Source organism: Marinilabilia salmonicolor JCM 21150, assembly GCF_000259075.1.
Lineage (GTDB): Bacteria > Bacteroidota > Bacteroidia > Bacteroidales > Marinilabiliaceae > Marinilabilia > Marinilabilia salmonicolor.
In genome coordinates, this window is the sequence record NZ_AJKI01000003.1 from 85,415 (window position 1) to 111,469 (window position 26,055).

Genomic DNA, 26,055 nt, shown 5'->3' on the forward strand with positions numbered 1-26,055 from the left:
CATCACAGGGACTATTGATTATTTCATGGAAAACGCAATTTACATTGAAAGGGATTTTGGTTGGTTTTTGGGATGTTTTGATAATAATCGTAAGCACCGTCATTATGCCATTCAGTTAAGCATTCCCATTAATGGTTTTATTAGCGTTGAATTATCGGAAAAAGTCATCTCTACGGAGTCACCCGTTTTAATAAAACCGAATATTTCTCATCGGATAACCTCAGATGCAGAACAGTTTTTATTGCTCATCAATCCTGCCTCAACGATTGGTCATTTCTGGAATAAAATTGCTGATACTACTGTTTCGGAAATCGATCACCCCTTTGTAGCGGAATTGCAGGCAACTCTCAATGATGGAGCAATGGATATAGATGAACGTCGGTCGATGATAAATGGTTTGATCAGATCGTATGATTGTTTTTGTGACTCTTTTATTCATCGGGGAGATGACCGGATTAATAAAGCCTTGGGGTATTTGGCGAATCATATAAACCGGGTTGTTTCTCTGGATGAGATTGCCGGAATTTGCGCCATTTCTCCGGACAGATTCCTTCATCTGTTTAGAGGTGCGACCGGCATGACCTATCGGCGGGCACAGCTTTGGGCAAGATTAACAGATGCCATACCTTTGATGAATAACTATTCTCTGACCGAAACAGCACATCAGGCTGGGTTTGCTGATAGTGCACATTTTAGCAGAACTTTCAGGGAGAACTTTGGCTTTAGTCCCCGTCAAATATTGAAATTTAGCAGGTTTATTCAAGTTTAAGGAGGTAGTGTTTTCGATTTTTGTACTTAGTAGAAACAAAAATAAGAACACTATGAAAAAGTATTTAGAAAGAACTCCCATTTTGGACTATGACCATCCAGGTATTCAGTCGCTTATATCCTGCAAGAAGTGGGGTGATCAGGATGCTATTACCCAAATAAGAAGCATTTACAATTTTGTGAGGGATGAGATACAGTTTGGTTACAATACTGATGATGATATTGCTGCGTCAAAAGTACTGGCTGATGGATACGGCCAGTGCAATACCAAATCCAATTTGCTGATGGCACTTCTCAGGGCTGTTGGTGTGCCGGCCAGGATTCATGGATTTACCATCGATAAAGAATTGCAAAAAGGGGCAATAACAGGACTTTGGTATCATTTGTCCCCTCAAGTCATTCTGCACACTTGGGTAGAGGTGTATTTTGAGGATCGATGGTACAACCTTGAAGGGGTTATTTTGGATAAAATTTATCTTTCTGCATTGCAGAGGAGGTTTCCCGATTGCAAAACCACTTTCTGCGGGTATGGTGCTTTCACCGATTCTTTTTCCAATCCTCCAATCGATTGGAACAGGAACAACACCTACATCCAACACAAAGGAATTAATCAGGATTTTGGTCTTTTTGACTCTCCCGATGCATTTTACAAAATTCATTGCCAGCAACTAAACCCCTTAAAAAGATGGATTTTTCGAAATTTTGTGCGACATTTAATGAATAGAAATGTGGAAAGAATAAGAAGAAAGATAAATTAACAGACGGATGAAGCAAATCTTTATAGTGTTGGGAATGCTTTTCATGGTTATTTCCTGTAAAACAACAACCAAAGATTCATATCAAGGGGATGAAGCTGCGAGCCCTGATGAAATGTTGATTCGGATTTCGGAAATAAAAATTCATCAGGCTTATTTGTCGGAATATATTTCTATTCTTAAAGAAGAGGCAGAGGCATCTGTAAGACTGGAACCTGGAGTAATCTCTATATTTCCCATGTTTCAGATGGAAGATTCAACAGAGTTTCGGATACTTGAGATTTACAGAAACAAGGAAGCTTACGAGTCTCATTTGAAAACGCCTCATTTTAAGAAATATAAAACCACCACACTTGATATGGTTGAATCATTGAAATTGACAGATATGGAAGCAATAGACGAAGAAACCATGCCCGATATTTTTTTGAAATTGAGATCAGTTGTGACGGTTCAATAATTTTAGTAATTTGACATTCAAACTCATTGTTATGAAAATCAAGCCAAACCAGCAAATACTTGATGGCATGAGCCGAAATCCCAATAATTGGAAAGGTGTTTTTTATTTCAACAGGAAAGACCCCAGGTTGATGGTTCCCAAACAAATTCCATCAATGGGATGGACTTTAAATTTTGCAAGCCCTTATTCCTGGATTACATTGATAGGGATTATTGTGATTATTATTGCTTCATCTTATTTGTTGTAAAAAATTAGCTTAATTATGAGACGGAGTAATAATCTTTTCTTTTTGATAATTCCCATGATGGTATTTGGATTTTTCTCATGTCGCACCATTCCGCAGGGAGCAACGGCTGTAGAGCCCTTTTATGTTGAAAAGTACCTGGGCAAATGGTATGAGATTGCCCGTCTGGATTTTAAATATGAGCGGAACCTTAACAATGTTACTGCTGAATATTCATGGAATGAGAACGGAAGCATAAGGGTAGTTAACCGGGGGTACAATACTGTTGAAAAGGAATGGCAGGAGGCAGTCGGGAAAGCCAAATTTGTGGGTGAAAAAGATGTAGCCAAATTGAAGGTTTCTTTTTTCGGCCCGTTTTATTCGGGCTATAATGTCATTGCCATCGATGAAAATTACCAGTTTGCCTTGGTCGCCGGCAAAAACCTTGACTATCTTTGGATTTTGTGCAGAAAAACGACCGTTCCTGATGATGTAAAAGAAAAATATCTTAAAATTGCTGATGATATTGGCTATAATACTTCTGATTTACTATGGCCGCAGCATGATTAACCCTAAACTCAACAGATGAAAAGTAAATTAATTCCTTTCTTTTTAATTTTTTTCCCATTAACAGGTTATTCACAGATTTCTTTCGAGAATGGTTTTTATACAGATAATTCCGGTTCCCGGAATGAGTTGCTGATTAAAAATATGGATTGGGACCGAAATCCCACTGAGATTGAAGTGAAAACCAATGAATCTGAAGAAGAGGAAATACTCTCAATTCAAGATGTTCAATCTTTTGGTATTTACGGAGCCTCAAAATACATTAGGAAAGAGGTGTCCATGGAACTTTCTGAGAATCAGGTTGGAAGTCTGAGTAATACCAGTGAGCCGCAATATGAAAATGAAGTAGTTTTTCTAAATGTTTTGATTGAGGGGGCTGCAAGTTTATTTATGTATAGTGATGGTTATCAAACAAACTATTTTTACAAAGTTGCTAATTCCGGAATTCAACCTTTGATTTATAAAAAATATAAAGCCCCTGATGACGCCAAAATACGGGAGAATACTCGTTACAGGCAACAACTCTGGAACGATTTAAAATGCCCTTCCTTTGAGATCAATCGTTTTGAAAATATTCGTTATAGAAAGAGTGATTTGCTCAGGTTGTTTCAGCAATACAACGAGTGTCATCAGGAAGAATTTACAAACTTTGAACAACAACGAAAGGAGGGAAGAGATCTCTTTAATATTTCAGTTCGTCCCGGTTTTAATTACTCAACGCTGAGTATTAGAAATGAGTTTTATGATCATCGGGATGCAGAGAGTTCGCAAAGTAGTTTTAGGATAGGTCTGGAAGCTGAATTTATATTGCCTTTCAATCAAAATAAGTGGGCATTGGTGGTTGAACCCACTTACCAATCCTATAAGGTAAAAGAAAAGGTTTTTATGGACAATGCTGATATTGATTATCAGTCCTTAGAAATCCCCATGGGCGTGCGTCATTACTTTTTTCTGAATGAGCAATCTAAACTTTTTGTTAACGGTCAGATAATTATTGATATAAATCTGGGAGATTCAAAAATAGGGTTTGAGCATGCCGAAGCTATGGATGTCAGAGGTAGAAATAACCTGGGTTTTGGAGCAGGTTATACATTCAATAACCGATATAGCATTGAATTCAGATATCAAACCAACCGGGAGATTCTTAGTGATTACATTAATTGGAACTCGGATTATCAGACAATATCTGTGATTCTCGGGCTTCGGTTATTTTGAATGATGAGGTTGTTTATGGTAAGAAAATCCGATAAATGAAACCCATTCTGATATTCCTTTTACTAATTCTTTTAAGGTATGAGAAGGATGTTCCCAGCCCATATCGATAAAAAAGGCCGCTCCTGTTGAGAGCGACCTTTTGAGGGCTTGGGAAAAAGGGTTAGGCTACTTAAGGAATTTCAGGTTAAAGCTTTGGTTATCCACACTAATCAACAAAAAGTAGATTCCATTGAGTAAGTCACTTGGGGTGACTGGATTATTGCCCGGTTGCGCAAGGAATTGCTTCACGGCAGCTCCGTTGGTGTTGTAAATAACAGCTTCGAAGGGGCCCTCTTCATTGGCAGCAACAAAGATGTTTAAGATGTTTACTACCGGGTTGGGGTATATGCTTACATTTGTTTCTTGATTTTCTTCTTCCATGGTCGCCTTATTGCCAGCCGAGGCGGTGCGGAGTGGATTAAAGCCTATATACCCTCCACAATGCATCCATTCGCTGTAAGACCCACCGCAATTTCCATCCTGTCAGACACCGGTATTGGTTGTTTGGTCTTCGGCCTGCCAAATGGCGCCATTTACTTCAATATAATCCAGCTGAACATCGCGGTTGCCTCCGTCGTTGGTGAATTCCACATTAATTCCTCCTGTGGCCGAGGTGTAGATGGTCTGGTTCGAAAAACTGCTATTCAGGGTGTAATTGGCTACTTCGTTTCCGCCAACTGTAACCCGCAGGTTTTCTCCGCCTGCAGTTCCCCGTGCTCTTACAACAATGGTGTTGTCACCACTTACGGTATCTCCGCCCGAGCTGTCGCCGGCGTCGCCGTGGTAGGTGATGTCTCCAAATCCAATGCCCCCTCCGCAGTGCATCATCTCGCTGTAGGAGCCTCCGCAACTACCATTTTTTGATGCGTTGGAATTTTGTCCTTAAGAGTGGTACTTTTGTCTTTAAGAAGCGTTTTTTGTGTGCTGATTTACAAATTGTTTTAGCTATATATCAATAATAGTAACGGTTTAAGCTTATTTTTAATTGAAAAAAAATCTGATTTGATGTTGCAGAGAAAAATTTAGTTTTTATATTTGCACCGCTGTTAAACGAAACGGCAAGCCAAAAAATATTGGCCCAGTTGGCGGAATTGGTAGACGCGCTAGTTTCAGGGACTAGTATCCGTAAGGATGTGAAGGTTCGAGTCCTTTACTGGGCACGGTAAGAGAGCGGTAAGTGACTGATAATAGGTCGATTGCAGCTCTCTTTTTTTGTTTGTATTACGCTACGTATTACCGAGTACTACACACACTGAAAAATCAACTGTTACAGCAAATTTATGGATTGAAAATTTCAATCACAACTTCCTGGAGCAAACTTCTGGAAGCCCCATCAGCTTTGGTTTGTAGAGAATCACTGTGAAAACGCTAAAAATAGGAAAAAATGGGGGTTCTATTTAACATCAATTATCCGAATATTTAACTTTATTTAACTCTTTGGGGACCTTCAAAGTTTTCTTCTGCTCCTCCACAGCTTTATGGAATACTGTTCGGTAAACATCAAACACTGGTCTGACTTTCTTGGCGATGAAATATTCGAGACAGGAGGTGGTGAGCATGTATTTTACGCTTCTGCGATCACCTCCCCTTCCAGTTGGTTTTGATTCAACTTTTTGGTTTAAACACTGGTAATCATGACCTTCGGTGAACATCACATCATCCTTTAAAGCTTTCACAGCTTTGTGCTTGTGAGAGTAGAGTAAACCCCACACCTCATCCAAATCCACGGGGAACTTCTCCCCGGATTCTTTGAGTTCCAGGATACGGTTGAAATAGGCTTTGATCTGATTGTTGCCAGATGCCTTGGTTAATGAGACTACTCACTCCCTAAAAGATTTTACACTATAACTGCCATAATGCTCCATAAAATTCTCATAAGGGAGTAAGGAGGTCATATTGTGTTGTAATAGCCTTCTTCTTCCGGAGTAAAGAGGTGTATATGTAGGGTGTAGTATTTTAAAAGTATTAAAATGGCACAACTACTTCCTCAATAAAGGAGTAATAATAAAGCTACAACACTAATAACTACTTCTTCTTCCGAAGTAAAATGTCTCATATATAGAGGAGGAAATTTTTGTAAACGGAGTAATTATATAATTATAGCGTTTACAAATTTTTCCTACCCATTGCACGTCAATAAATACAAGGCTTTAAGGAATAGTTCAACTGTTCCAAAACTTATAAAATGAAAAATTTGCAAGGGAGAAAAATTATTTGTAAATTGTTATTAGTAACAAATTCAAAAGTAAGTTATATGAATGAACCAATCAGAAATCTTTGGGCTGAAGTCCAGGAAGAAAAACAAAAACTGAAGTACAAGACACCTTCCCCTTTTCCTAACCAAGAGGTGTATTATTCAGCGGAAGGGAAGCTATTTGTGAGAAATTACAGCTTCTCTTATGGAGTGTCTACCTCATTTCACTCACAACACGTTGACTACTCTCCATTTGATTATTTTATGTCTCAAACTGCAATATTGAAGTATAATAACTCTATAAATGACAATTCAGATATTAGTATTGAAGTTGTGAAGTTTGCTCTTAATGGAATGATCCGTTGGAAAGGGAATGAAGCACTATTATCAATGAAGGAGGATGTCGAAGAGGCTATTGATTACGCTCTGGATGCCTTCTTTAATAAAGGAATAGATGCACTCCCATATATCCGGAAAGCAGGGTTTCAGAAGAAGTGGTGGTATAGTGATGAGATTGAATCTTTAACTGGGAAAGAAAGATCTAAGAGAAAAGTTGCTGCCAGGGCTTCTATTAACTCCATGGCGATTCGCGAAGAGATTAAAGAGGTATCAGATGAGTACCGGGAAAATAATTTCAATGTCTTCCCTGCAATGGCTCATCTCGAACCAAACGTAGACTACACCAGACCTACAATAGTTAAACACGGAGCAGGGCTTTATATCTCAACTTCTGAGAATAAATTTCTGAGAGTAAAGCAGATTAAAGCTAACTACCCTAATAAAACCCAAAAAGAGGTTGCTGACATACTTGGAGTGGACCCACGTACTGTCAGATTATACTGGAATAAATAATTTACAAACAACTTAAAAATAAAAGTTATGAATAAGACATTTACAGTCAAAGGTGGAGAATTTCAAGGTGAAACATTTACAGATGAAGGTTTAATGGCCTGGTACAAAGAATTACTGCTCCTGGAGCAAATGGAAGTGAAGTATCCGGTGAATTTTGACCATACCTGGGTGAAGTTTTTTACTGAGAAGAAGAACGGGGTGAAATTCCTAAAGAATAATTACGAGCAAGGTGTGGACTATGAATACTTCAAAGTTGACCCGAATATGGAATTAAGTAGTATGGAAATATCTAGTCATAAACTACTGAAAACCAGTATCTTCTCACAACTGCCTGATAATGAGCACCTACTCCAAATGGAGGGAGTGGTCAATATCAATAAGTTAGAGCCTTTTAAAGGCCGAGTGCATGGTGTTCAGAATTTGGTTCTGTTGATTTCCTTGGATTGTTATGAGGATATTGCACTCCGGAGAGACAGAGGTATCCGTGACATCTATAAACAAACATTCCGGTATACTATGAATCATATAGCTCAAAGTAATATTGAACTCCGGTTGGAAAATGATGACCTGAATAAAGAGGTCAATAATCTCGATGCTATTGTTGAAAAAGCTATCAGGGAGAAGGGTGGTTATTCCCTGAAAACTTTCTCGAATACCTTTAACCTGGATTTAGGTAGGAATAATCTTTTTAAGCAAATGAGGTTAGATGGATTCCTTTGTACATCCAAGTCATTGTGGAATCAACCACTTCAACGGTTTGTAAATATGGGTGTTCTGGATACTTTGCTGCATGAAGGTAGAAGTGTTACCTATATCACTCCCAAGGGAGCCGAATACTTCTTTAAGAAGTACCAATCGAATTAGTAAGAACCGGCATAAAACAATAAAACCCGACCCCTGTTAAGGAGCCGGGTTCTTTTTATTTTTGGAGGTCTTTTATAGTCTCCATCAGTTTGTTATTTTTAACGTATATCAATCCTGCTCCGGAGCCAATTCCAAAGGATACATCCATCCAGGAGTAGTCCTTGAGAAAAATTGTTGCTACTGATGCCAGTATTATCAATACTCCTAAAATGCTAGTTAGTTTGTTCATTTTGGGCCATTCCTAAGAGGGTTTCTATTTGAATGAGTCTTCGTCCGTGTTTGGTTTGAACCAAGAGCATATCATTGTATTGGACGGTTAGAATATCGTCTTTCTTCTCCAGGTTACCTGTTCGTTCATCCAGAACTTCTTTTGTATGCTCTACGGTTTGAACTACCAGAGCTAAGTCAGTTTTAATGGAAGCCAGGGTTACAGCCATCCAAACGATAAGAGTGGAGGTAAGGGTTCCCACTACTCCCATTATCCAGTTCTTTGCCATATTTAAAGGGTTAAGGTTGGTTAGGTTACTTCTTATCTTTTCCTGTAATATCAGTGATATTCTCGATCATTCCACCTCCTTTGGCTTTAATCTTATCGATTTGATATTCTACTTTCGGAGGTCCCAGGTAAAGGGTTAAGAAAATACCCACAATGATTCCGATTAGAACCATTGCGAGATTTTTAAAGATGTTCTTCTTCATTGTTAAGGTTTAAGGTTAAACTGGATTAATTAGCGTAGAGTAAGGGATCAGCGTGAACTGCAACCAGGTCTTCTTTCATTTTCTCATTCAACCCGGCCAGGTCATCCGATGCCTGTTGATTTGAGTTGCTATTGAAATTCTGACCATCATGTGTACTCATATAGTACACGGTGCGACCGTCAATTCGTGCTTCTCCTGAAAGATTCCCGGTTAACTTACCGTCTTTCATTTGAAATCGGTACATGAGGGAGAAATCATTGTGTGTTTCTGCTACCTCGATGTTTTCTGTTTTTGATTTGAATACTAATGCCATAATTTATTATTTAAGTTAAACCAATCATTGCGTATCTATGATTAGGAATCGAGTAACCATCATAAGAAACTCCAAACTCCAGATTGATAACATTTATAATGTTATTTGAATAATAGGGCATATTTGAAAACATATCAATAAATGGAGTTGATGATGTTGTGTTGCTTTCATAGCATGTAATTTTTATAACTTTCCCTTCTCCGGGAGAAAGGTATACGTTGTTGTCTGAATTATCGTCAGTATTATTATAGTAAGCTTGACCAATAGATTCTATAGTAGGACCAAGCCTATTCCTTAATTTACTTATATCAATTTGTTGAATTCTATCAGTATCATTAGTTAACATGATAGTAAATTCACTTGTTAATTGATGTGTTGGTTTGTCGAGTAATTCTGGTGATAATGATGTCCCACTCCAATTTATATAGTGAGTTGTATTACCATCTATAATAAACTTCACAGACATAATACCAGCTTGCAAACCCAGTCCAAAAGACCCTCCATAAACACGAAACTTAATGGACTGTTCACCTCCCGGAAAACAGAATGCGCGCCCGTTTGAGAGCCATTCAAAATATGGGTTCGCAGCCCCTTCCACATACTCAAGATTGTATGCGATGAAAGGAATTGCAGTTAATTCATGAATTGCAGATAGTTCTGTTAAGTGATCTAAATATAATTTGAGGTTGTAATCTAAATGGAACTTAACAAATAAATCTGATGGATCTGTAAAATCTTTTATTGCTTTAACAGAGCTTGCTATATAATATTTACTTCCATTATTAGCGAAATTATGACTATTTATTATTGCTAAACCCAACCGCCATTCAGATGTTTCAAAATCTAAGCCATTAATATTCAACCTATTTAAAGGTATTTCCATATTGAATGTATTAGCTCCTATTGCATCTTGCGATCCATCCCCCCATCTAAAATCAGGATACCATGAAATATCCTCTAAAGATTCAATAAGTGAATACCACTTAACTGGCAAAACATTTTTTATAAAAGGAACAGCATCCTTATTATATCCTCTAAAATCGCCTAATCTATGTGGGGCTAAATTTACTTGATGCCCCCACTCTTCTATGAGTAGCGGATCATCGACTGTTGCTCCACCAATACCCGTTATACTGGCTTTAACAATATTTGGTAGCTCTTTAGGAATAAGACCATAGTTAGCATATTTCATCCCATTATCAAGTTCATTAAATGGTACGTCCATCCTATAATTAGGGGCATTTACTGGCTTATATCTAGCCCATTTATTAATATTCGGATGCTGACAAAGAGTTTGAATATTGCTACTCGAAGTTCCAAGCGCATTCATTATCTCCGCTACGTCAGGGCTCTTATCTATTAGTGCCATATCAAGCCTCCTTTCTCAATTCCTCACCCTCATCGGAGTAAGCGGTTATTTCATCGAACGGGCCTCCCTCTTGTTTGTGAGTAGGGCCGTTGTCATAAACATATACTTCTCGACCGGCTTCAAGGAATAGCTCTTCCCGGTTTTCCGTTTCTGTGATGTGTATGTTTCCCTCTCTGTCTGTCAATATCTTCATGTCTATCGTCTTTTACTATTATGTTCCTTGTAATAATCGTCTAAAATCTTACCTGTATCGGCATAAGCTGCAACAGTATCAAATGTTCCGCCGTTAACCTTTAAAAGGTCTGTCCCAACTCCGTGGAGCGCTACATCTTTATCGGTCAATAACTCCAATTCCTCTTTGTTATCCCTTTCGATAACTTCGATTTGACCTTCACATACTACTATCTTCATATACTTAGTTTTTTAAGCGTTGTATTTCACTTTCGAGTGATTGCACCCGATTGGTTAATTCACGTATTATTTCCGTATTAGATTTGATTTTTACGTCCAGTTCCTGAACACCTTTAACGGCAACCATTGTGGCAAATTCAGCGTAGTTAATAGAAAGATAACTCTTTTCTGTCTCTTCCCCAAGAACAAATTGAGGGAAAAGCCTCTTTAGATCCTGTGCCATAAGACCGGTACGAATACTCTTATTCTCCAAATCGGTTCGGTAGTAATCGTAAATAGTTAACTGGTTTACTTTGTCAATTACAGAAGCCGTAGGGTTGATGATATGCTTTAACCGGGCATCGGAGTATGCGGTGACGTTGCCGGAGGCGAGGATGTTGCCGTTAACGTCTAAGGCTTCGGTGGGGGTGATTGTACCTATTCCTAATCTTTTATTAGTCCCATCAAATCTTATATATTCACTTTCGTTTTCATCATAAAATTCAATATCTGAATTACTTGCCCCACGCATTAAAATGCGTGTTGAAAGCCTATTTAATGCATTGTTTTCTGTTTGAAATTGCAAAGTTGCATCTCCTGGAATTGACAAGTTACTCCCTATTCTTTTTCTAAATCCATAATTATAAATATCTATATTGCCTGAAAACAAACCATTACCGTTAACGTCTAAGGCTTCAGAAGGTGCTGTGTTTGAACCAACTTTTAAAGATGTTACAACTCTTGTATCAGTTGTATTTGCAGGGGCAATTAAAATTGGTTGACTACCTGTTGCATTAGTACCCCCGTAAATATACAATGCACCACCACCATAATTTTCAATTACTCCTATTGTGTTTGATTGTCTTAATGTTACACCATTGTTTATTCTTATTTGTGTACCATTCGAATAAATGCTCCCACTTGCTTTAATATTCCCATTAACGTCTAAGTTACTATCAGTAACAATATCACCAGCAACCTGTAATTTTCCACCTCCCAAATTTGGCATATCACCAGTATCATACGCATAACCGATTGATACACCATTCCTAAACCACGCCCCCGCATCCTGAGTGACGCCGAAACGAGTTGCACTCCCTGAACTTTCAACAGCAAAAATGGGGTATGTGGCTGCTGGATTATTAATTGCTTTTACGGCTATGCCTGTTGAAACATTGCCAGTACCAGCAACAATTTGAGTATCTAAGCCAAATATTAAACTACCACTTGCTTTAATATTCCCATTAACGTCTAAGGCTTCGGTGGGGGAAGTTGTATTTATGCCTAAACGGCCATTCTCATCAAATAACATCTCTTTATAAGTGCCATTTGTAACATTTGAGTAGGCCCTAAATAGAAGTCCATCACCATATGAAGGGCCATAAATAACCGCTTTAGCTTCTGAATCAGAATCATTTAAAAAGGTTATTGAAGGGTTCCCGCTACCTCTTCTAAGGGTTAGAGTGTCAACGTTTTGACTTGAAATTGTTAAATTAGCGTTCATTGTATCATTTGCATCTGAACGCAAAAACTGCCAGGCCTGTAAATTATCAACTTTATCAGCATCCAGCCCACTGCCAGCACCATCATTACCTGAATGCCAAATTTTATTCCAAGTAGTCGTAATAGATGCCGGAGCTCCGCTTCCACCTCTCCAAAAAATATCCTGATTTGAATACTCTGCATACATTTGGAATGAAGTATCCGATCCTCCATATACTACAAGTAATTGCCCGTGAAGTGCTCCCGGCACATTAGTTGAATTTGTAGATACTTTGTATGCTCCTGAATTTAAAACTGTATTTAAGTCATAAGTTCCTGAACCAAAATCTCTGAAAAAAACAGATGAATTTAACCCGTCTAATTTATCAGCATCCGCAGCCTTAGCCGTCTTACCTAAATAATTCAACCCTACCCAGTTCTCAGTAGCATACCCGGTCAAATCAGGGGTGATAGTCCCCAAATTAACACTTCCACCACCTCCGTCAAGGGAAAGAGTAGAACCGGATAGGGAGAGGACTTGGGGAGAGAGTGAAGAACCATCAAGAGAAATAACACCATTGGTCACACTTATCCCGGTTCCAATCTTAACACCCCCATACGCTGTGGTTGAAGCTTTTGGCATCTGTTCCCAGATTGTAGGAATATCAACACCACTTCCGGCATAGGCAACAAGGTTAAAGTTAGATGCCAATGTCTTCTTTACAGTGAGGAAATCAAGCTCCTCATTATATTCGAAGAACTCATCCAACCAACTACCTCTTCCGGAAGTAGATACAACGGAAGAAACTGCAGAGGAAGAGCCAGAGGACTTAAATTTATAGTCTCCATTCCTTCCTTGAGCAGGTACTTTTATCTTATTTATATTCAGATTCATATTATTGGTCTTTTACAATCTCGTTAATGGTTAAGGTTGTTGTTGAATTCATGTAATCAACGGACATCGTGGTTGGAAGCATTCTGACTGGGGTAGTGTCTCTCTTCAAAACATCAAAAGTGAAAGTATTAAAGAAGGAATGATAACCTGGGAGTGTGCAGTCGAGTATGTACCTACTTTGTTGCAGATTTGACAAGTATGTTCTTAACAGAAGCTCTTCAGTTGTTCCAGTGAACCCCGCCCTTATCAATGAATTGAGATTTACAAGCCTATTATTCGTAGCAAAATCTGAATCTGTATAACTACCACTTAACTTAATGATGAAGCCACCTCTGGAATTATCTTCTAAATCAGTCCCGTGTTTAGTCTCTATCTTCAGGTCATTTATATAATTAGCATCTATATTACCTCCATACTCATCATCGGTGTTATCTATCCCATATAAGTTACCCCACTCATCTTCAGCCATAATAGTAACTTGGATGTCTTTTACCCGAATTCTAAGGTTTTTATCTGCCCCCCAATACTCACCCGAACCCCTGAATAATTGAATAGGTTGTGGAATAATGAATTCAATTAATAATTCATCATCACCATCTATCGAAGTTAATTGCTCATTTGCACTTTCATCATTATTTAGTTTAGCAAATAAACCTTCTGTATTGTAGTTATGTGCATCATAATACTTGTTAATATCTATTGAGTATTGTGGATAATGTGTGATACTCGTAGCTGAATACGGGGTTCCTTGTTCATCAACGAGTGTTTGTGTTTCCCAGCTTTTGTTTGCAACACTATTATTAAAGAATATTTTATCCCCTAATCTAAACCTGTAATTAATCCTATAATACAATGCTTGCACATTGTACTCTTTATTAATATTATCCAAGTCCTCAATCATCATTTTAAAACCTAATTTTATGTGATTTTTTGAGGAAACTGGATAAATACCTGTATGTACTGTAAATGAGACAGGAACATCAAAAGGGATACTTGGATCATAGGAAGGGATTGTTGAACCGGAACTTCGGATGAAATAGTCAATTTTATCAGCCTGGCTTGTGTCTGTTAGACTAATTAGTTTGGAGTCACTTAGTACAATACCCTCTTGTGCTGTGTATTCCTTCTCAATAAAGTTTATTTCATCTTCGTTTGTACGTGTTATCTCACTAACCTTATTATCGAAGTTAAACTCAAAATCCCTAGGTAACTCATATACATACTTATTGAACTTCACGGCAACTTTGCTGACTCCTGGTTGCATAGATAAAGAGTAACCTCCTAATCGAGTGTCAATATCATTGCTGTTATTAATGACAATAGTCTCTCCATAGAGGAGTGATTCAAAAGAAAAACTTTTGAGGGTCAGACTCTCGTTTGCAAGTTCATTGATATCAACAATAAAAATGTCATTACCTTGAATATACATCCTTGCACTAAGGGGGACTAAAATCTCATTGATAACTTCACGAGAACTCATAACGTTCCCTTTTTCATCAATGTAATTTCCACTCTTCACAAAGAGCTTATGAAGTATAGTTTCATTGGAGGGTAAACCTCCTTCCAAACTTGTAGAAAGCCCTATGTAGATGTTATTGAAATCAATACTCAACTTAATTAGAGCCATTTTTATTACATCAACAGCCCTATGCACCCCGGTAAGAACTTGGTTGTATTCATCAGCCATCTTTATTCTATCCAGAACTGCGAAACCATTATTTGAAGTCAGCTCTATATTGTAATTTATCCTTTGGCTGAAGTCATCAGTGTATTGTTCTGTGTCTAAATATCCGATGTAGTTTAAGGAAGAGTTAAGATAATGCCTTACTTGTAACCCTTTTGGCTCTATGGTATAAAGCTCTCCTAAGTAGAAGAGCTTTGATTCACTCATTATACCAATTTTGGCACCACAACCATAAACAGCTTGCTCACCAAATAAATCAATACCCGGGTAATCAATTACAAATGAATTAACATTGATTTCCTTTGCTGTCACGGTTTTCTCCGTAAGTATTTCCAATCGATTTGAGTTTCCGTCAAAATCCTTCCACTCCCCGTAGTATTTAATATTCCAAGCCATAATTATCTATATGAATTTGTTCGATTATTGTGGTTTTTTAGTACACCAACTAGCTTATCTCCTTTGATCTCAAATTGGACCTGACCTCCGGAACCAGTGCCTCCCTTATTAATCATGTTCAGAAGGTTTCTTTGCTGACCTCTATTGAGAATCATTTCTCCTGAGTTTCCACGGAATAGCAGTTTATCACCGGTCATAGAGTTTCCACCCAGGATACCACCTGATTCAAATTTTGGTAGGGATGAGAATATAGATGTGATTGTTCCTACAATGCTTGCAATCATTGGTAGAGTCATAAACCAAGGAGCACTTGCAGCAGAAGCAGTACCTGATGCAATAGCTTCAGATTGCTTTGCAGCAATTTTCTTTTTGGACATGAGTAATTGTTGCGCTCCAAGTTGATTTAACTGGTCCCCAAGTTGGGGGAGAGTGTCCATCAGAGTCAGAGCAAACCCGGCAAAGCTATCTTTGGCAATCCCAAAAGAGTTAGCAATAGACTCACCTACTTCGCTGAAAGATGCACTGACTTCTTCATTTACTTCCTGAGTTTTTCCTTTAAACTCATCCATCTTTTCTTGAGTAGCATCAATCTCTTCCTGCAGTTGTTTATATTGTTCCGGAGTAAAGGCTTTCTTTTGTTGTTCCTGGAGTTCTTTGAGTTTAGTTTGGTACTGCTCAAGAGGGGTGATAAAGTCATACTGATCATCCAGTTCTGTTCCACCTGAGTTTACTTCCTCTTTAAGAGCTTCATTGAGGGCCAGTACTCTTTCCAGTGATTTTTGCCAGGCTTCAGCTTCCTTTTCAGCTTGCTGAGTGTTTTTCTCCTGCTCATTACGGGAAGTATTAAGCCTATTCTCTATCTCCCGGAGTTGGTCATTCATTTGTTTCTGAACATCCATTCTCTGAGCTTCCAGTTCTGCCAGAGCCTTATCATCTTCATAGGTGTTTTCTCCCTGGGCCTGTCGCTCCTTGAGGGTAGCAATCTCTTCATCCAGGAGTCTTTTCTTTTCTTCACCAACCTTCCTTACTATTTCACCGGCTTGCTTCTCAAATTTATGTCTTTGTTCAGCAGAATAGTTTTCCTTGTCTTTAGATTTAAGGAGAAGTTCAGATTTCTCATTGAGTAATCTTTTCTCCTCTTTAATCCATTTAATTTGATCTCTCTTTAGTTGAGCCTCTCTGTCAGAAAGTTTTTTACTCTTATTGTAGTTATCTTCAATCTGATCCCCAAATCCACTAAAAGCACCCTTGGCATCGTTATATGCTCCTTTGAAATCTCCCTGGAAGAGTTTAACTATGGCACCTCCAACCTGTGCTATTCTGGATTTAATGGCATCCATTACAGCACCAAAAGCATCCATCCCTTTTGACACCAGATCCACTCCAGCTTTTGTTTGAGTAAAGTAGGATACTAAAGAACCTAAAACCACTACCAGAGCACCAATTCCGGTACTTATTATAGCTCCACGGAGTCCTTTCATCCCTTTGGATGCCATCTTTACTCCTTTGAACATATCGGTGAAACCAGTAACAGCACCTCCAGTCATCCTATCTAAGAAACCTCCGGCTGCACCAGCAGCCCCTTTCATTGATGTTTTGAGTCCTTTGGTAAATTGTCTTGTCTGCCTTTTGGCTCTGGAGACACCCTTTTCGTAATCTTTGGTATCCAAACCCAACCAGGCCCTAATGTTAAATCCCTTTGCCATAGTTATTTGAGGTTAAAGCGTTTTTTAAGTCTTTCAAAGTCCTCACGAGTATGAGGTTTTACAGTTGGTTGTTTTTTATCCCACGGCAACGGCATAAAGGAGGTGATATTTTGTTCCTTTTTCATGTAAGGAGCAACGATATTGTAAGCCAGGATTCTGGTCTGCTCCCAATCTTCCCGGCTGCTATAGTCGTATGCTTTGAAGGCAGCTTCTATATCTTTGGCATCCATTTCCCGGAGAACATATTTCCTGTCCAGACCAATCATTATGGTCAGGAGGGAGACTGTTTCTCGAATAGATGTTTTATCAGATTGGTCTTCGTCTGGTTCGCTGTCGTGGGAGTCTACTTTTTTTCAGTGAACTGTTTTAGTTCTTCAAGTAGACCTTTTTGGTAGGGGAGTAGCCTTACAAAATCTTCAAAGGAGTAATTAAATACATCATTACATCCTTTCAATAGATAGTAGAAATATTTTAGTTGAGCCTTGAGGGTATCAGGAACATTATTAAGAGAGCCATACTCCTCTTCCAAAAGAAGTAGAGGTTCTAAAGCTTCTCTGATTTCGTATCGTTTACCATCAAATTTTATCTTAAGTTTTTTCATCCTTGTCATCTATTAAAAAGCCCTCTCCGGTTAAGGAGAAGGCTTATGGGTTAGGGTGTTAGACTTAGACTGCATCCTCAGCAGAATCGGCCACAAGTAACTCTCCACTTCCTTGAAAACTAATTGTGAAAGTCATAGTTTCCCCTCGTGGAGCAGTTAAAGGAAGACTTGTAATTAATGCCTTGCCTGAGAGTTTGTAAGTGTTTATACCTTCTTTATCCTCATCATATTCACAAGCAACATCAACAAGGTCACCTTTTTTCATTGCCTGGAGCATTTGCCTGAATCCGTTTGTTCCTGAAAAATTCACAAAGTTTTCCGAGCTCATACTCCAGTTCATTGTTCCAGCAGCAAAAGCGTCCCAAATCCCAGTATCTTTAGAGCCAACATCTCTTGTATTTCTATTGATTTCAACAGAGCAAGTTGAGGAACTTCCGAGTGCTTCACCATCCACACTCAGTATCATGTTTACTCCAGTAATTATTTCATCTTTAAAAGCCATAGTTATTCTTTTTTAGGGTTAATTTGTTTATTTATTTGAATTCAAAAGTTAGTATTTGTCCATAGTAAGCCGGGAGGTCGAAAGCTTCGCTGGCAGAAATCATTTCAGATTCTTGTATTCTCACACCGGCAAAAGTTCCTTGCTTATTTTCAAGTGTACTTCTAACATCTGTAGCGATTTCAATCACTTGTTTGTAGCTTTTTGCCCAAATATCTATGGTTACTGTTACAGCATCCTTTTTACTTTGGTCTTTATAGTAATCAGGATCCACACCACTTCTTCCATAAATAATTAAAGGGTATTCGACATTTGAGCCGGTTTCATCCACATTAGGAACCCCAAGAGGAAATATATTTCTCCCAACTTGAGAAGTAATGTTTGGGTTATTCTTTAGCAGATAGTTCACTGCAAGTCCTATATTGAGCATATCAGTATTTTTTATCCATAAATATTTTCATCCTGCGATCAAAAGCCTCCTGCAGTTCTTTGGGAATGTTACTCATGTTACTGGTAACAGCACTGTCAAAGAATTTTGATCCTTTAACACTTCCACGGTTAGCTCCAGTAGCAGTTGTTCTGACTTTGGTTCCGGAGTTGATTAGATGGAAATGGTTTCCTTTACCTGGGCCTTTTCTGGCACCTGTGGCAGCATAAGCAGTATTGTCACGCACCTTAGCGATAACTCCTAGGCTTTTCAACAGATTACCAGTCTTATTGTGTCCGGAGGATCTTAGATTGTTTTTTGCATCTTTAACAATGGGCTTCAGGGAGTCCTTCATTGTAGCTCTTTTGATGGAAGCTCCCTCTTTACTTGTCAGGAGGAGTTCATCAAACATCTTATCAATCTCATTGAGATTAAGGATTTCTACATCAGGTTTCATACTTATTGATTTATTCGATTACAATGAAGTACCTGTTTTCGATCATCATAAGAAGGCTCAATAAAATCAATACTGTAAAAGTTTTCCTTCCATTTGATCCTATTGACTTCAGTCAAACTATGGTGGTTCCATACCTCAACTTTGATAGTCATTGAGTTGAATACCTCAGAGTTTTTCAGATTTGTAGAACCGGATTGCTTTGTAACCTGGGCCCGGGTTGATTTTACTTTTGACCAACTTTGAACTGTCTCTCCATACTCGTTAGATGTATTAGAGGAAGTCCAGATTTCGATTGTATGTCTCATTCCACCGCTTCTCATTACCAGTACCTCCTTTTATATTTACTAATCAGGGAATCAATAACACCGGTTTTGGAAACCGATACTCCAACTATCAAGTCTGACCTTTCCGGGTCATATAAGTTGGCAGCTTTGATTATTACAGCTTGTTTGAGTCCTGCAGGGAGTTTCAGATATCCTGTTTTGAATACAACCTCCACAGCTTCGTACTCTCCATCGGGAAGAGTTATTTCAAAGTGAGACCAGAAAGGATTAACAGTAAAGTCAGTGGTTTCAACTCCATCTAATTTGACAGATTCTACAGAGATCAAAGGAGCTTCATAGATGTGAACACTCCCTGACACTTCCTTTAATGTTAAAGTGTTTGTAGTAACCTCCACATCTGCTGAAATTTCTCCGGAAATGAAATCTTCTGCAGTTTCAATCAGAGATTCTATATAACTGTCATCTTCAGTAAATGAAGCATCAATATTTAGTTGCTTTTTCACATCTGCAACAGTTACCTGATATGAGGTAATTATCTTATTTGTCAGCATAAGGGTTAGGTTTAAGGTATTGAGAATAGGGTGAGTATTTCTACGTCACCCTATTCTGAGATATATAGATGGAAGGACTAGACAGCAGCGTCCAGGTCACCTGACTTAGCAAAAGCAGCAGGATTCAACAGAGCCACATCAGCCAGTTTATTGACTGTGATGACAATTTTTCCTTCTCCGGCTTTAGTTACCTTGTCAATGATAACCTCATTCATACCGTAGTCGGCAACGTGGATTTTTGACAAATCACCATAAGCGACAAACTTCTGATTTTCTCCATCAGAGAACAGAGTGCTGTACCAGAAGTTAGAACCTTCGTAGGTTTTTCCTTTGTCAGCATCACTCAATTCAGCAAGGAAACGACCGGAACCGGCATCGATGGGAGTTCCTTTAGCTTCGAAGAAAGTCTTACGGTTAGCAAGGAATGAACCTTCTCCGTCAATTTCAGCACCGGCCTGGAGTGCATCAAAACCACCTTTTGAGATATCTGCTTCGGAAACTGCAGAAGCACCTGCTAAAACTTTGGTGTAAACTTCTGCAGAGATTTGACGGTCACAACCTTTCTCCATATCGGAAATCAGTTTTGACAAATACTCATCTGAAGCAGATGCAATGGTTTCAAGGGTTACAACTTTCTGAGTGGTAAACCTACGGGCGCGAACCAGAGTTCCATCAGGAGTAACGGTATCCTTGGTCACCGGTGCCAATTCAGCAAGCTTCTCACCTACGATAGGATCCTGGAAGGGCAGGAGGTAAGTTCCTTTTGCGTTGGGGTTGTAATCAACTCCCATTTTTGACCATACGGGTTCTTTACCCATAATGCTGAGTTCTCCAACACCTTGGGCAACTACTTTAGACATAGATGTGCTATCACCATCAACGGCAGCACGTTCAATCATTACGGAGCCACCTTGTCCGTTGGCAGCTTCACGAATCAATTCAAATTTGTTCATTTGAGTTTCGGGTTTAGTATTAATACTATTGTTTAAATCACGCTTTACTTCTTTTTCTTCAGAGGGTTCAGTTTCTTCTTTTTCTTCCTCCTCTTCAGGTTTCTCCTCTTTTTCAGGAGTTTCAACCTTCTCTTCCTTTTCAGGCTCTTCAGGTTTTTCCTCTTCACGTTCAGCTTCCTCAGTTTTTTCAGGAGCTTCCTCTTCAGAGGGCTTTTCTTCTTTGGGCTCTTCTGTGGGAGCCTCATTTTTTACTTCTTCAGTTTCCACCTCTTCATTTTCCCGGGCTTCAACTTGTTCTTTTTCGTTCTCCATAAATTCACGGATTATTAGGTTAGTACCAGCGTATGCGCCTTCTGAGACTATGGATACATCTCTGAGCAAGTCTATTGCTTTGATGTACCTGATAAGTTCTCCGTCTTCGTATTTTTCATTCCAATCAGTCACACGACCGATGAAGGAACACTCATCCAGGTCTCCTCTTTCAACTTGCTCAATAGTGTCTTTGTGAAGTTGGGTTGACCCCATATTCACGACCGCTTTGAGGCCGTAGTCATCTACTTCAAGCTTGAGGGTTCCTGAACGGGAGCGACCTATGATCTTATTTTTATCGTGGAAGAGAGTTGCCAGAGTGTTTGATGTATCAGTAACATCATAGGTCCCTGGCAGAATAACTTCACGGAAGGTCTTTCCTTTCTCAGTAATAGGTTTTGATTTGGAATTGAAAACCGAGGCGTAGAACTCAAGGATTGTGGCATCATTTTCCTGCCTTACAATTATTCTACTCATTCTTATATCGATTATCGGTTAGGCTTTTATCTACATTCGGGGAGTCCTTCAGTAGTTGATTGAACTCAGAGTATCGTTCTAAAGGAATCATTTGAGCCTGGGTGAAGTGATATCCACCAAACTCTCCGGGAACTCCTTCAAATCCAAGTTTCTTATTTGCCTGGTCAGGAGTCATCAGACCATTGTTCACGGCATCCTTAAGAGCTGTTACTTTATCTCCAAAGGTTACTTCCTTGAGACTATCCAGGTCAAATTCAATCGTATAACCTTTCTGAATCTCCTCTTTAGATAGCATCTTAAAGGCAATCTCATTGGAATAAATATTGGCTATGTTTGCCATTGTTCCGGAGACAAATACAGAGGTTTGTTGCTCTACATTTTGTTGGCTGTCGTTTGCACTAAGCATCCAGTTTGGGACCTGATAGAGGGAGGTTATAGTATCCCTTGTAAACTCTAAGGTTTTTATCAATTCAGCATCAGCAAACTTTACAGCCAAGGGAACAATCTTTTCCCCAAGTCCCAGGTGGATGGTATTTCCGGCATTATCAGTACCGGCATTCTGTTCCTGGAATAGTTTCCTGTCAGCCACAACGTTTTGATAACTTCCACCTGCAGGAATAGTCCTTTCAACAGCGTGGGTACTCATCGCGTTGTTCTTATAGAAAGAACTGACAGTACGTGTAGCATTCTGCATCAACTGATGTGTGCTGTAAGCAGCACTCAGAGGAGATAATCCAAATACTCCATTGTTACTGACTCCCCGGAAGTGGAGCAGATTCTTTGCTTCAATTTCCCGGCTTACCCGAAGGTCTCTGTTTCTCGGATTACTGATGGGAGTAAGTTTGTATTTGAGTCTTCCTCCTTGGATTTCATAGTCTGAAAGTTCCTGAGCAGGGAGATAAACAAGTCCATTCGGGGTGATTTCCATAAAGGAGTTACCAAAGATATTCCGTTCCCATTCTGATGTAGACCTCAAGGTCTGTGGGTTCATCCAGTCATTTGGTTTGTTGTTCCATAGATCACTTACTTTATGAGGAACTACTTTCCCGTTCCCATCCTTTACTAAGATTGGAGCCCGGCTGAAGTTTTCACTCAATATCTTTACGCAAGTATATAGAACAGTTAGATTGTCAGGTTCTACAGCAGCGTCCTCCTTGTTGCTAAAAACACCGTAGCGTATCTTAGTTCCAGGACTACCACCTCCGAACCCGGCTAAAAGGTCAAAAAAATTCATAGGGTTTAGGTTTCGTTTTTATTCATTAGATGGGTTAGGGTATCAAATTCAGTTTGCATATAAACTGCCAGTGCCACAATCGTACTGATAATACTATCAATCGGATTAAGCTGTTCATCCTTAGTAACTCTTATCAGATTGGAAGTGGGAGAGTGCTTTATCCTTGCATTGGAATTACAGTATCTCAATACAGGGTTAAGACCAAGGTTAATATCCTGACTGATTACAAGCTCCTCCAGATACTTCGTGGGCGTACTCATTGTGGTTATACTTTGAGAGACCGGAACAATTTCCAAGTGAGCCAGGTCAAGATTAGCTTGAAGTTTTGCTAACAAATCCCAGGCGTGGTAAGGGTCATATCCAATCATTTGAACATCAAACAGGGAAATAGCCTCCAGAAGCTTTTGATACACGTCTTCCAGGTCAATTCTCTCCTCATGTTCAATGATGTATCCCTGTTCAATCCACTCTGTAAGGTCAACTCCGTTAGCACGTACCACTTTATTTTCCTGCTTTCCGGGGAAAAAGTGGTACGGAATAGTGTGTAGCATCTTTGTATCGGGATGTTCAACCAATACAGTGAAAGCTGTAAGGTCAACAGACTGTGATAAGTCAAGTCCTATCCAGGCTCTTGCTCCTTTAAGCTGTTCTAAGGGAACCTCCTGACAGCATTTAGTGAAATGTTCATCCGAAATGAATGGATCTTCAGTTGTTGTTTGAAAGATATTGCAGTTTTTCACCAAAAAGTTTTTCCAACTTGAAGGGAGAAGGAGTGCTTTATCTCTCATTGCTTTCAACCGGTCCGGAGATACGGCTGTTCCTAAACCTGGATTAGCTTTCTCCAGAATTTTGATATCATCATTCTTAGCTTCTTCCTCACTATCCAGGGAGTAGATTGCATAGAATGTACTGTCATCCTCAATCTCTCCGGAAAGCACCTTCTTTGCAAGTTCAACCTGAGTGAATAATGGATACCCTACAGTGAAGAATCCTGCAGTTGTAACAGTTAAGAATAGTGGGTTTGGTCTGGCTCCCATACCGGTTACCACAACCTCCTTCAGAGCATCATTTTTAAATGCGTGTGCCTCATCATACAGGCAGAAGGAAGGATTGGATCCATCGGCACGTTCAGCCTGTTGTTCTGAAAGCTGCATTAATGTATGCATTGAACCACCATCGTCATAATGGAGTTCGTCCCTGTAAGCCTCGATTCTGGACTTTAAAGAAGGAGAGTTCCGGACAATCACTTTGGCGTAATCCATTAATTGTTTGGCCTGTTTTTGGACTGTAGCAGCTCCAAAACATTCCGCTTGCATTCCACCATACTTGGTAAGGAATATCAATGAGAGAGCTGCTCCAAACATTGTCTTACCTGACTTTCGGGATACAAACACCAGAGCTTCTGTATGAACCCGTTTACCATTGGCAGGATTAATGATTGTAAATAGATTCAATAGAATCCAGCACTGCCAGGGAGCAGGGAGGAATTGTGTAGGTCGGTCATCGACCGGGATGTACATATAGTAGAATAAAGAAGCTACCCGTCTGAATTCCTTCTCTGAGTAGCTGTATTTCTTCCTAAGCTTTATTGAGCGTTTTACCGCTTTCTTTATGTCTTTTCCGGCTATCTGTTTGCCGGATTGTACATCCTTTTCGTATTGAAAAGCCCTCCGTATTACTTCATCCTGAAACTCCGGGAGGGCTTTGATAAGTCTCAGTGGTTTCATTTAGTATTGTTTAAATATCATCAAACCCATCATCATTGTCAATAGCTTCCAGACCGGAATCCTTTGGTGATAATTTCAGAAGGGAACAGAGAGTTCTAAATTCACGGAGTAGGGGAGTTATCAAATCAACTGCAGGGTTCTTCCTGCTACCCCGGGTAGATGTAATATTGATTCCCTCATCTTTTATCGACTTTTTGGCAATCTTTATGAGTTCCTCTGTCTCATATAATTTATCTATGATAGGGCTGTAATGATTCTCATATAACCTCTTCTCTTTAAGGAGTTTAATGAGTGATTGTCTTTGAATCATAGTGGTGAGGTTTTAAGGTTAAAGGGTTGCCTAATTTTCAAAATCAAAATCGATATTTTGTGAAAAAGATGGGGCGGTGTGGTATCAGGCTGATTGTCAATTCACTACAATCAACCCCCTATCCCTTCTCAACTTTCTCAATTAAATAGTTGCTTTTATGAACACCTAACTTCCTAAGAACACTCTTAGCTTCAGGTTCTTTTTTGAATATCCCTGCACAAAGTTTTCGTCCACCTTTACCTTTGTAAACAGCAGCATACTCATAAGATTTTCTTTTCTTCTTAGGTTGCTTGGGCTTCGGAGCATCGGGTGTAGTTGTGGTTTCGTTATTTGTTTCCATTTGTGAAATCGTTAAACTTATTCTGTAATTCTTTACCACGTTGTAGGTTAGTGGCACTGTACTTAGAGTTAGTCTTAGACCTGTTGGTCTTCTTCTGGTGACATTTGGCACATAAGCTTTGTAGATTATTCCAGTCCAAGCCATACTCCCAAAAGTTCTCAAGAGTCAGGGGAACAATATGATCCACATACTTTGCAGGGACCAGTCTATCTTGCTTCTCACAATCCTTACATAGAGGGTAGGTCTTGATGAAGACATTCCTGAGTTTCTTCCAAGCAGATGTATTATAGAATCCTGCCTGGGAAACATCAGTCATCCCATCCTTATGTTTGTGCTTCTGCTGTTCCCATTTAAACTTATAGCCCATAGCCACGAGCTTTACGGTAATATTGTAGCCACTCTTCCCGTTCCTTTCTTCTTATCCTGGCTTTTCTCATTTCATTTTTCCACCTGGTTTCCCATTTGAGAATGATACCTTTACTGTATAGTATCATGTATACAGTGATTAACACATCGAGTATAAGGGTAGTGGGATAGAGAAAAAAGAATCCCGGCTCAACTAAAAAGAGAACCGGAATAATAAGTAGTTTAAGAAGGAGGGCATTGTAAAGAGCTTTAAACGCCTTATGCCTGTCCATCATTTGTCCTCCTCTGTTTCAGGAGTTTCAACTTCCTCTTCAGCAATGTTCTCAGATTCCTGGACCATTTTGATTAGTTCCTGTATCTGGAGGAAAGTTAATTCAGTTTTGCTTCTGGCAATTACTTCAATAAGATTCTGGAGTACCTGTACATCCACCTTCTTATATTGTTTCTTCTGATCTTCCATCTTAATATTGTTTAGGGTTATCGAATAATTATAACTTTATCATTGTTCATTGTGTGTAATAGGATGTAGTCTGTTGCTTCAGATCTATCCATATCCTTTCTCTCAAGAATTTCAACCATCTTATTCAAGGAGTAACACACCTTAGCTGTTTTGGTGCAAAAGCCCAGAATAGCTCTGTCGAAACCTTTCATA

At 39.2% G+C, this 26,055-nt stretch carries 36 protein-coding genes and 1 tRNA gene; 9 read left to right on the forward strand and 28 right to left on the reverse strand.

Annotation, left to right across the window (positions count from 1 at the left end; genetic code table 11):
* Positions 1-25 precede the first annotated feature (25 nt).
* From W7W_RS22745 to W7W_RS0103865, 6 genes are read left to right on the forward strand one after another with little or no spacing between them, the layout of a single operon-like run.
* Positions 26-769, forward strand: coding sequence for a helix-turn-helix domain-containing protein (locus W7W_RS22745; RefSeq protein WP_010662520.1), 744 nt, complete (start codon positions 26-28; stop codon positions 767-769).
* A gap of 52 nt (positions 770-821) precedes the next feature.
* On the forward strand, positions 822-1,526 hold the full coding sequence (locus W7W_RS0103845; RefSeq protein ID WP_010662521.1) for a transglutaminase-like domain-containing protein: 705 nt from the start codon (positions 822-824) through the stop codon (positions 1,524-1,526).
* Positions 1,527-1,533: 7 nt separating this feature from the next.
* Entirely contained in the window at positions 1,534-1,980 is a 447-nt protein-coding gene (locus tag W7W_RS0103850; RefSeq protein ID WP_010662522.1) for a putative quinol monooxygenase, read from the forward strand.
* A 31-nt stretch (positions 1,981-2,011) separates the two neighbouring features.
* Positions 2,012-2,227, forward strand: coding sequence for a DUF5808 domain-containing protein (locus W7W_RS0103855; RefSeq protein WP_010662523.1), 216 nt, complete (start codon positions 2,012-2,014; stop codon positions 2,225-2,227).
* Positions 2,228-2,242: 15 nt separating this feature from the next.
* A complete protein-coding gene (locus W7W_RS0103860; RefSeq protein WP_010662524.1) occupies positions 2,243-2,773 on the forward strand; it encodes a lipocalin family protein in 531 nt (176 codons plus the stop codon).
* Between the two features lie 15 nt (positions 2,774-2,788).
* Positions 2,789-3,985 carry an outer membrane beta-barrel protein gene (locus tag W7W_RS0103865; protein WP_010662525.1) on the forward strand — a complete coding sequence of 399 codons (1,197 nt, stop codon included), beginning with the start codon at positions 2,789-2,791 and terminating at the stop codon, positions 3,983-3,985.
* Between the two features lie 165 nt (positions 3,986-4,150).
* Here W7W_RS0103865 and W7W_RS22750 read toward each other — a convergent pair whose 3' ends face one another.
* Positions 4,151-4,405, reverse strand: a complete 255-nt coding sequence (locus W7W_RS22750; protein WP_010662526.1) for a T9SS type A sorting domain-containing protein — start codon at positions 4,403-4,405, stop codon at positions 4,151-4,153.
* Between the two features lie 102 nt (positions 4,406-4,507).
* On the reverse strand, positions 4,508-4,852 hold the full coding sequence (locus W7W_RS21620) for a carbohydrate-binding domain-containing protein (protein ID WP_010662527.1): 345 nt from the start codon (positions 4,850-4,852) through the stop codon (positions 4,508-4,510).
* A gap of 248 nt (positions 4,853-5,100) precedes the next feature.
* On the opposite strand from W7W_RS21620, the gene W7W_RS0103885 reads away from it, so the two are divergent.
* Positions 5,101-5,184, forward strand: a tRNA-Leu gene (locus W7W_RS0103885).
* 243 nt (positions 5,185-5,427) lie between these two features.
* Here W7W_RS0103885 and W7W_RS21625 read toward each other — a convergent pair.
* Complete coding sequence (locus W7W_RS21625; RefSeq protein ID WP_148660830.1) at positions 5,428-5,700, reverse strand: hypothetical protein; 273 nt, start codon at positions 5,698-5,700, stop codon at positions 5,428-5,430.
* 578 nt (positions 5,701-6,278) lie between these two features.
* Here W7W_RS21625 and W7W_RS0103895 point away from each other — a divergent pair.
* Together W7W_RS0103895 and W7W_RS0103900 are read left to right on the forward strand one after the other, a co-directional pair.
* A complete protein-coding gene (locus W7W_RS0103895) occupies positions 6,279-7,070 on the forward strand; it encodes a hypothetical protein (protein ID WP_238532125.1) in 792 nt (263 codons plus the stop codon).
* Between the two features lie 27 nt (positions 7,071-7,097).
* Complete coding sequence (locus W7W_RS0103900; protein ID WP_010662530.1) at positions 7,098-7,934, forward strand: phage antirepressor KilAC domain-containing protein; 837 nt, start codon at positions 7,098-7,100, stop codon at positions 7,932-7,934.
* Positions 7,935-7,989: 55 nt separating this feature from the next.
* On the opposite strand, the gene W7W_RS23430 is transcribed toward W7W_RS0103900, so the two are convergent.
* The 25 genes from W7W_RS23430 to W7W_RS0104025 all read right to left on the reverse strand — a co-directional run bounded on the left by W7W_RS23430 (position 7,990) and on the right by W7W_RS0104025 (position 25,863).
* A complete protein-coding gene (locus W7W_RS23430; protein WP_010662531.1) occupies positions 7,990-8,163 on the reverse strand; it encodes a hypothetical protein in 174 nt (57 codons plus the stop codon).
* Positions 8,147-8,431, reverse strand: a complete 285-nt coding sequence (locus tag W7W_RS0103910; protein WP_148660829.1) for a hypothetical protein — start codon at positions 8,429-8,431, stop codon at positions 8,147-8,149. The genes W7W_RS23430 and W7W_RS0103910 overlap by 17 nt, the downstream gene beginning before the upstream one ends.
* Before the next feature lie 25 nt (positions 8,432-8,456).
* Positions 8,457-8,633, reverse strand: coding sequence for a hypothetical protein (locus W7W_RS23435; protein ID WP_157202436.1), 177 nt, complete (start codon positions 8,631-8,633; stop codon positions 8,457-8,459).
* A gap of 25 nt (positions 8,634-8,658) precedes the next feature.
* A complete protein-coding gene (locus tag W7W_RS0103920; RefSeq protein WP_010662533.1) occupies positions 8,659-8,946 on the reverse strand; it encodes a hypothetical protein in 288 nt (95 codons plus the stop codon).
* A 10-nt stretch (positions 8,947-8,956) separates the two neighbouring features.
* Positions 8,957-10,315, reverse strand: coding sequence for a hypothetical protein (locus W7W_RS0103925; protein ID WP_010662534.1), 1,359 nt, complete (start codon positions 10,313-10,315; stop codon positions 8,957-8,959).
* A gap of 1 nt (position 10,316) precedes the next feature.
* Positions 10,317-10,508, reverse strand: a complete 192-nt coding sequence (locus tag W7W_RS0103930) for a hypothetical protein (protein ID WP_010662535.1) — start codon at positions 10,506-10,508, stop codon at positions 10,317-10,319.
* Between the two features lie 2 nt (positions 10,509-10,510).
* Positions 10,511-10,726, reverse strand: a complete 216-nt coding sequence (locus tag W7W_RS0103935; RefSeq protein ID WP_010662536.1) for a hypothetical protein — start codon at positions 10,724-10,726, stop codon at positions 10,511-10,513.
* A 4-nt stretch (positions 10,727-10,730) separates the two neighbouring features.
* Positions 10,731-13,082, reverse strand: a complete 2,352-nt coding sequence (locus W7W_RS0103940) for a pyocin knob domain-containing S74 family peptidase (protein WP_010662537.1) — start codon at positions 13,080-13,082, stop codon at positions 10,731-10,733.
* A 1-nt stretch (position 13,083) separates the two neighbouring features.
* The gene (locus W7W_RS0103945) at positions 13,084-15,162 is read right to left on the reverse strand and encodes a hypothetical protein (protein WP_010662538.1); all 2,079 of its coding nucleotides are present in this window, start codon (positions 15,160-15,162) and stop codon (positions 13,084-13,086) included.
* A 2-nt stretch (positions 15,163-15,164) separates the two neighbouring features.
* A complete protein-coding gene (locus W7W_RS0103950) occupies positions 15,165-16,868 on the reverse strand; it encodes a coiled-coil domain-containing protein (protein WP_010662539.1) in 1,704 nt (567 codons plus the stop codon).
* Positions 16,869-16,870: 2 nt separating this feature from the next.
* Positions 16,871-17,134 (reverse strand): hypothetical protein, encoded by a 264-nt coding sequence (locus tag W7W_RS0103955; protein ID WP_010662540.1) that lies wholly within the window; start codon positions 17,132-17,134, stop codon positions 16,871-16,873.
* A 77-nt stretch (positions 17,135-17,211) separates the two neighbouring features.
* The gene (locus W7W_RS0103960; protein WP_010662541.1) at positions 17,212-17,469 is read right to left on the reverse strand and encodes a hypothetical protein; all 258 of its coding nucleotides are present in this window, start codon (positions 17,467-17,469) and stop codon (positions 17,212-17,214) included.
* Between the two features lie 64 nt (positions 17,470-17,533).
* Positions 17,534-17,971, reverse strand: coding sequence for a phage tail tube protein (locus W7W_RS0103965; protein WP_010662542.1), 438 nt, complete (start codon positions 17,969-17,971; stop codon positions 17,534-17,536).
* Between the two features lie 31 nt (positions 17,972-18,002).
* Entirely contained in the window at positions 18,003-18,398 is a 396-nt protein-coding gene (locus tag W7W_RS0103970) for a DUF3168 domain-containing protein (protein WP_010662543.1), read from the reverse strand.
* 1 nt (position 18,399) lies between these two features.
* Complete coding sequence (locus tag W7W_RS22755; protein ID WP_010662544.1) at positions 18,400-18,852, reverse strand: hypothetical protein; 453 nt, start codon at positions 18,850-18,852, stop codon at positions 18,400-18,402.
* A 2-nt stretch (positions 18,853-18,854) separates the two neighbouring features.
* A complete protein-coding gene (locus W7W_RS0103980) occupies positions 18,855-19,172 on the reverse strand; it encodes a phage head completion protein (protein ID WP_010662545.1) in 318 nt (105 codons plus the stop codon).
* Positions 19,172-19,687: a head-tail connector protein gene (locus tag W7W_RS21635; RefSeq protein WP_010662546.1), complete on the reverse strand. Its 516-nt coding sequence runs from the start codon at positions 19,685-19,687 to the stop codon at positions 19,172-19,174. The genes W7W_RS0103980 and W7W_RS21635 overlap by 1 nt, the downstream gene beginning before the upstream one ends.
* Before the next feature lie 77 nt (positions 19,688-19,764).
* Entirely contained in the window at positions 19,765-21,426 is a 1,662-nt protein-coding gene (locus W7W_RS22760) for an HK97 family phage prohead protease (protein WP_010662547.1), read from the reverse strand.
* Positions 21,419-22,660, reverse strand: coding sequence for a phage portal protein (locus tag W7W_RS0103995; protein ID WP_010662548.1), 1,242 nt, complete (start codon positions 22,658-22,660; stop codon positions 21,419-21,421). Before W7W_RS0103995 ends, W7W_RS22760 begins: the two co-directional genes overlap by 8 nt.
* Positions 22,661-22,665: 5 nt before the next feature.
* Positions 22,666-24,387, reverse strand: a complete 1,722-nt coding sequence (locus W7W_RS0104000) for a terminase large subunit (RefSeq protein ID WP_010662549.1) — start codon at positions 24,385-24,387, stop codon at positions 22,666-22,668.
* A 10-nt stretch (positions 24,388-24,397) separates the two neighbouring features.
* On the reverse strand, positions 24,398-24,697 hold the full coding sequence (locus W7W_RS0104005; protein WP_010662550.1) for a P27 family phage terminase small subunit: 300 nt from the start codon (positions 24,695-24,697) through the stop codon (positions 24,398-24,400).
* Between the two features lie 118 nt (positions 24,698-24,815).
* The gene (locus tag W7W_RS0104010) at positions 24,816-25,037 is read right to left on the reverse strand and encodes a hypothetical protein (protein ID WP_010662551.1); all 222 of its coding nucleotides are present in this window, start codon (positions 25,035-25,037) and stop codon (positions 24,816-24,818) included.
* Complete coding sequence (locus W7W_RS21645; RefSeq protein ID WP_010662552.1) at positions 25,024-25,404, reverse strand: HNH endonuclease signature motif containing protein; 381 nt, start codon at positions 25,402-25,404, stop codon at positions 25,024-25,026. The genes W7W_RS0104010 and W7W_RS21645 overlap by 14 nt, the downstream gene beginning before the upstream one ends.
* Entirely contained in the window at positions 25,394-25,678 is a 285-nt protein-coding gene (locus tag W7W_RS0104020; protein WP_010662553.1) for a hypothetical protein, read from the reverse strand. Before W7W_RS0104020 ends, W7W_RS21645 begins: the two co-directional genes overlap by 11 nt.
* Positions 25,675-25,863, reverse strand: coding sequence for a hypothetical protein (locus W7W_RS0104025; protein WP_010662554.1), 189 nt, complete (start codon positions 25,861-25,863; stop codon positions 25,675-25,677). Before W7W_RS0104025 ends, W7W_RS0104020 begins: the two co-directional genes overlap by 4 nt.
* Positions 25,864-26,055: the final 192 nt, after the last annotated feature.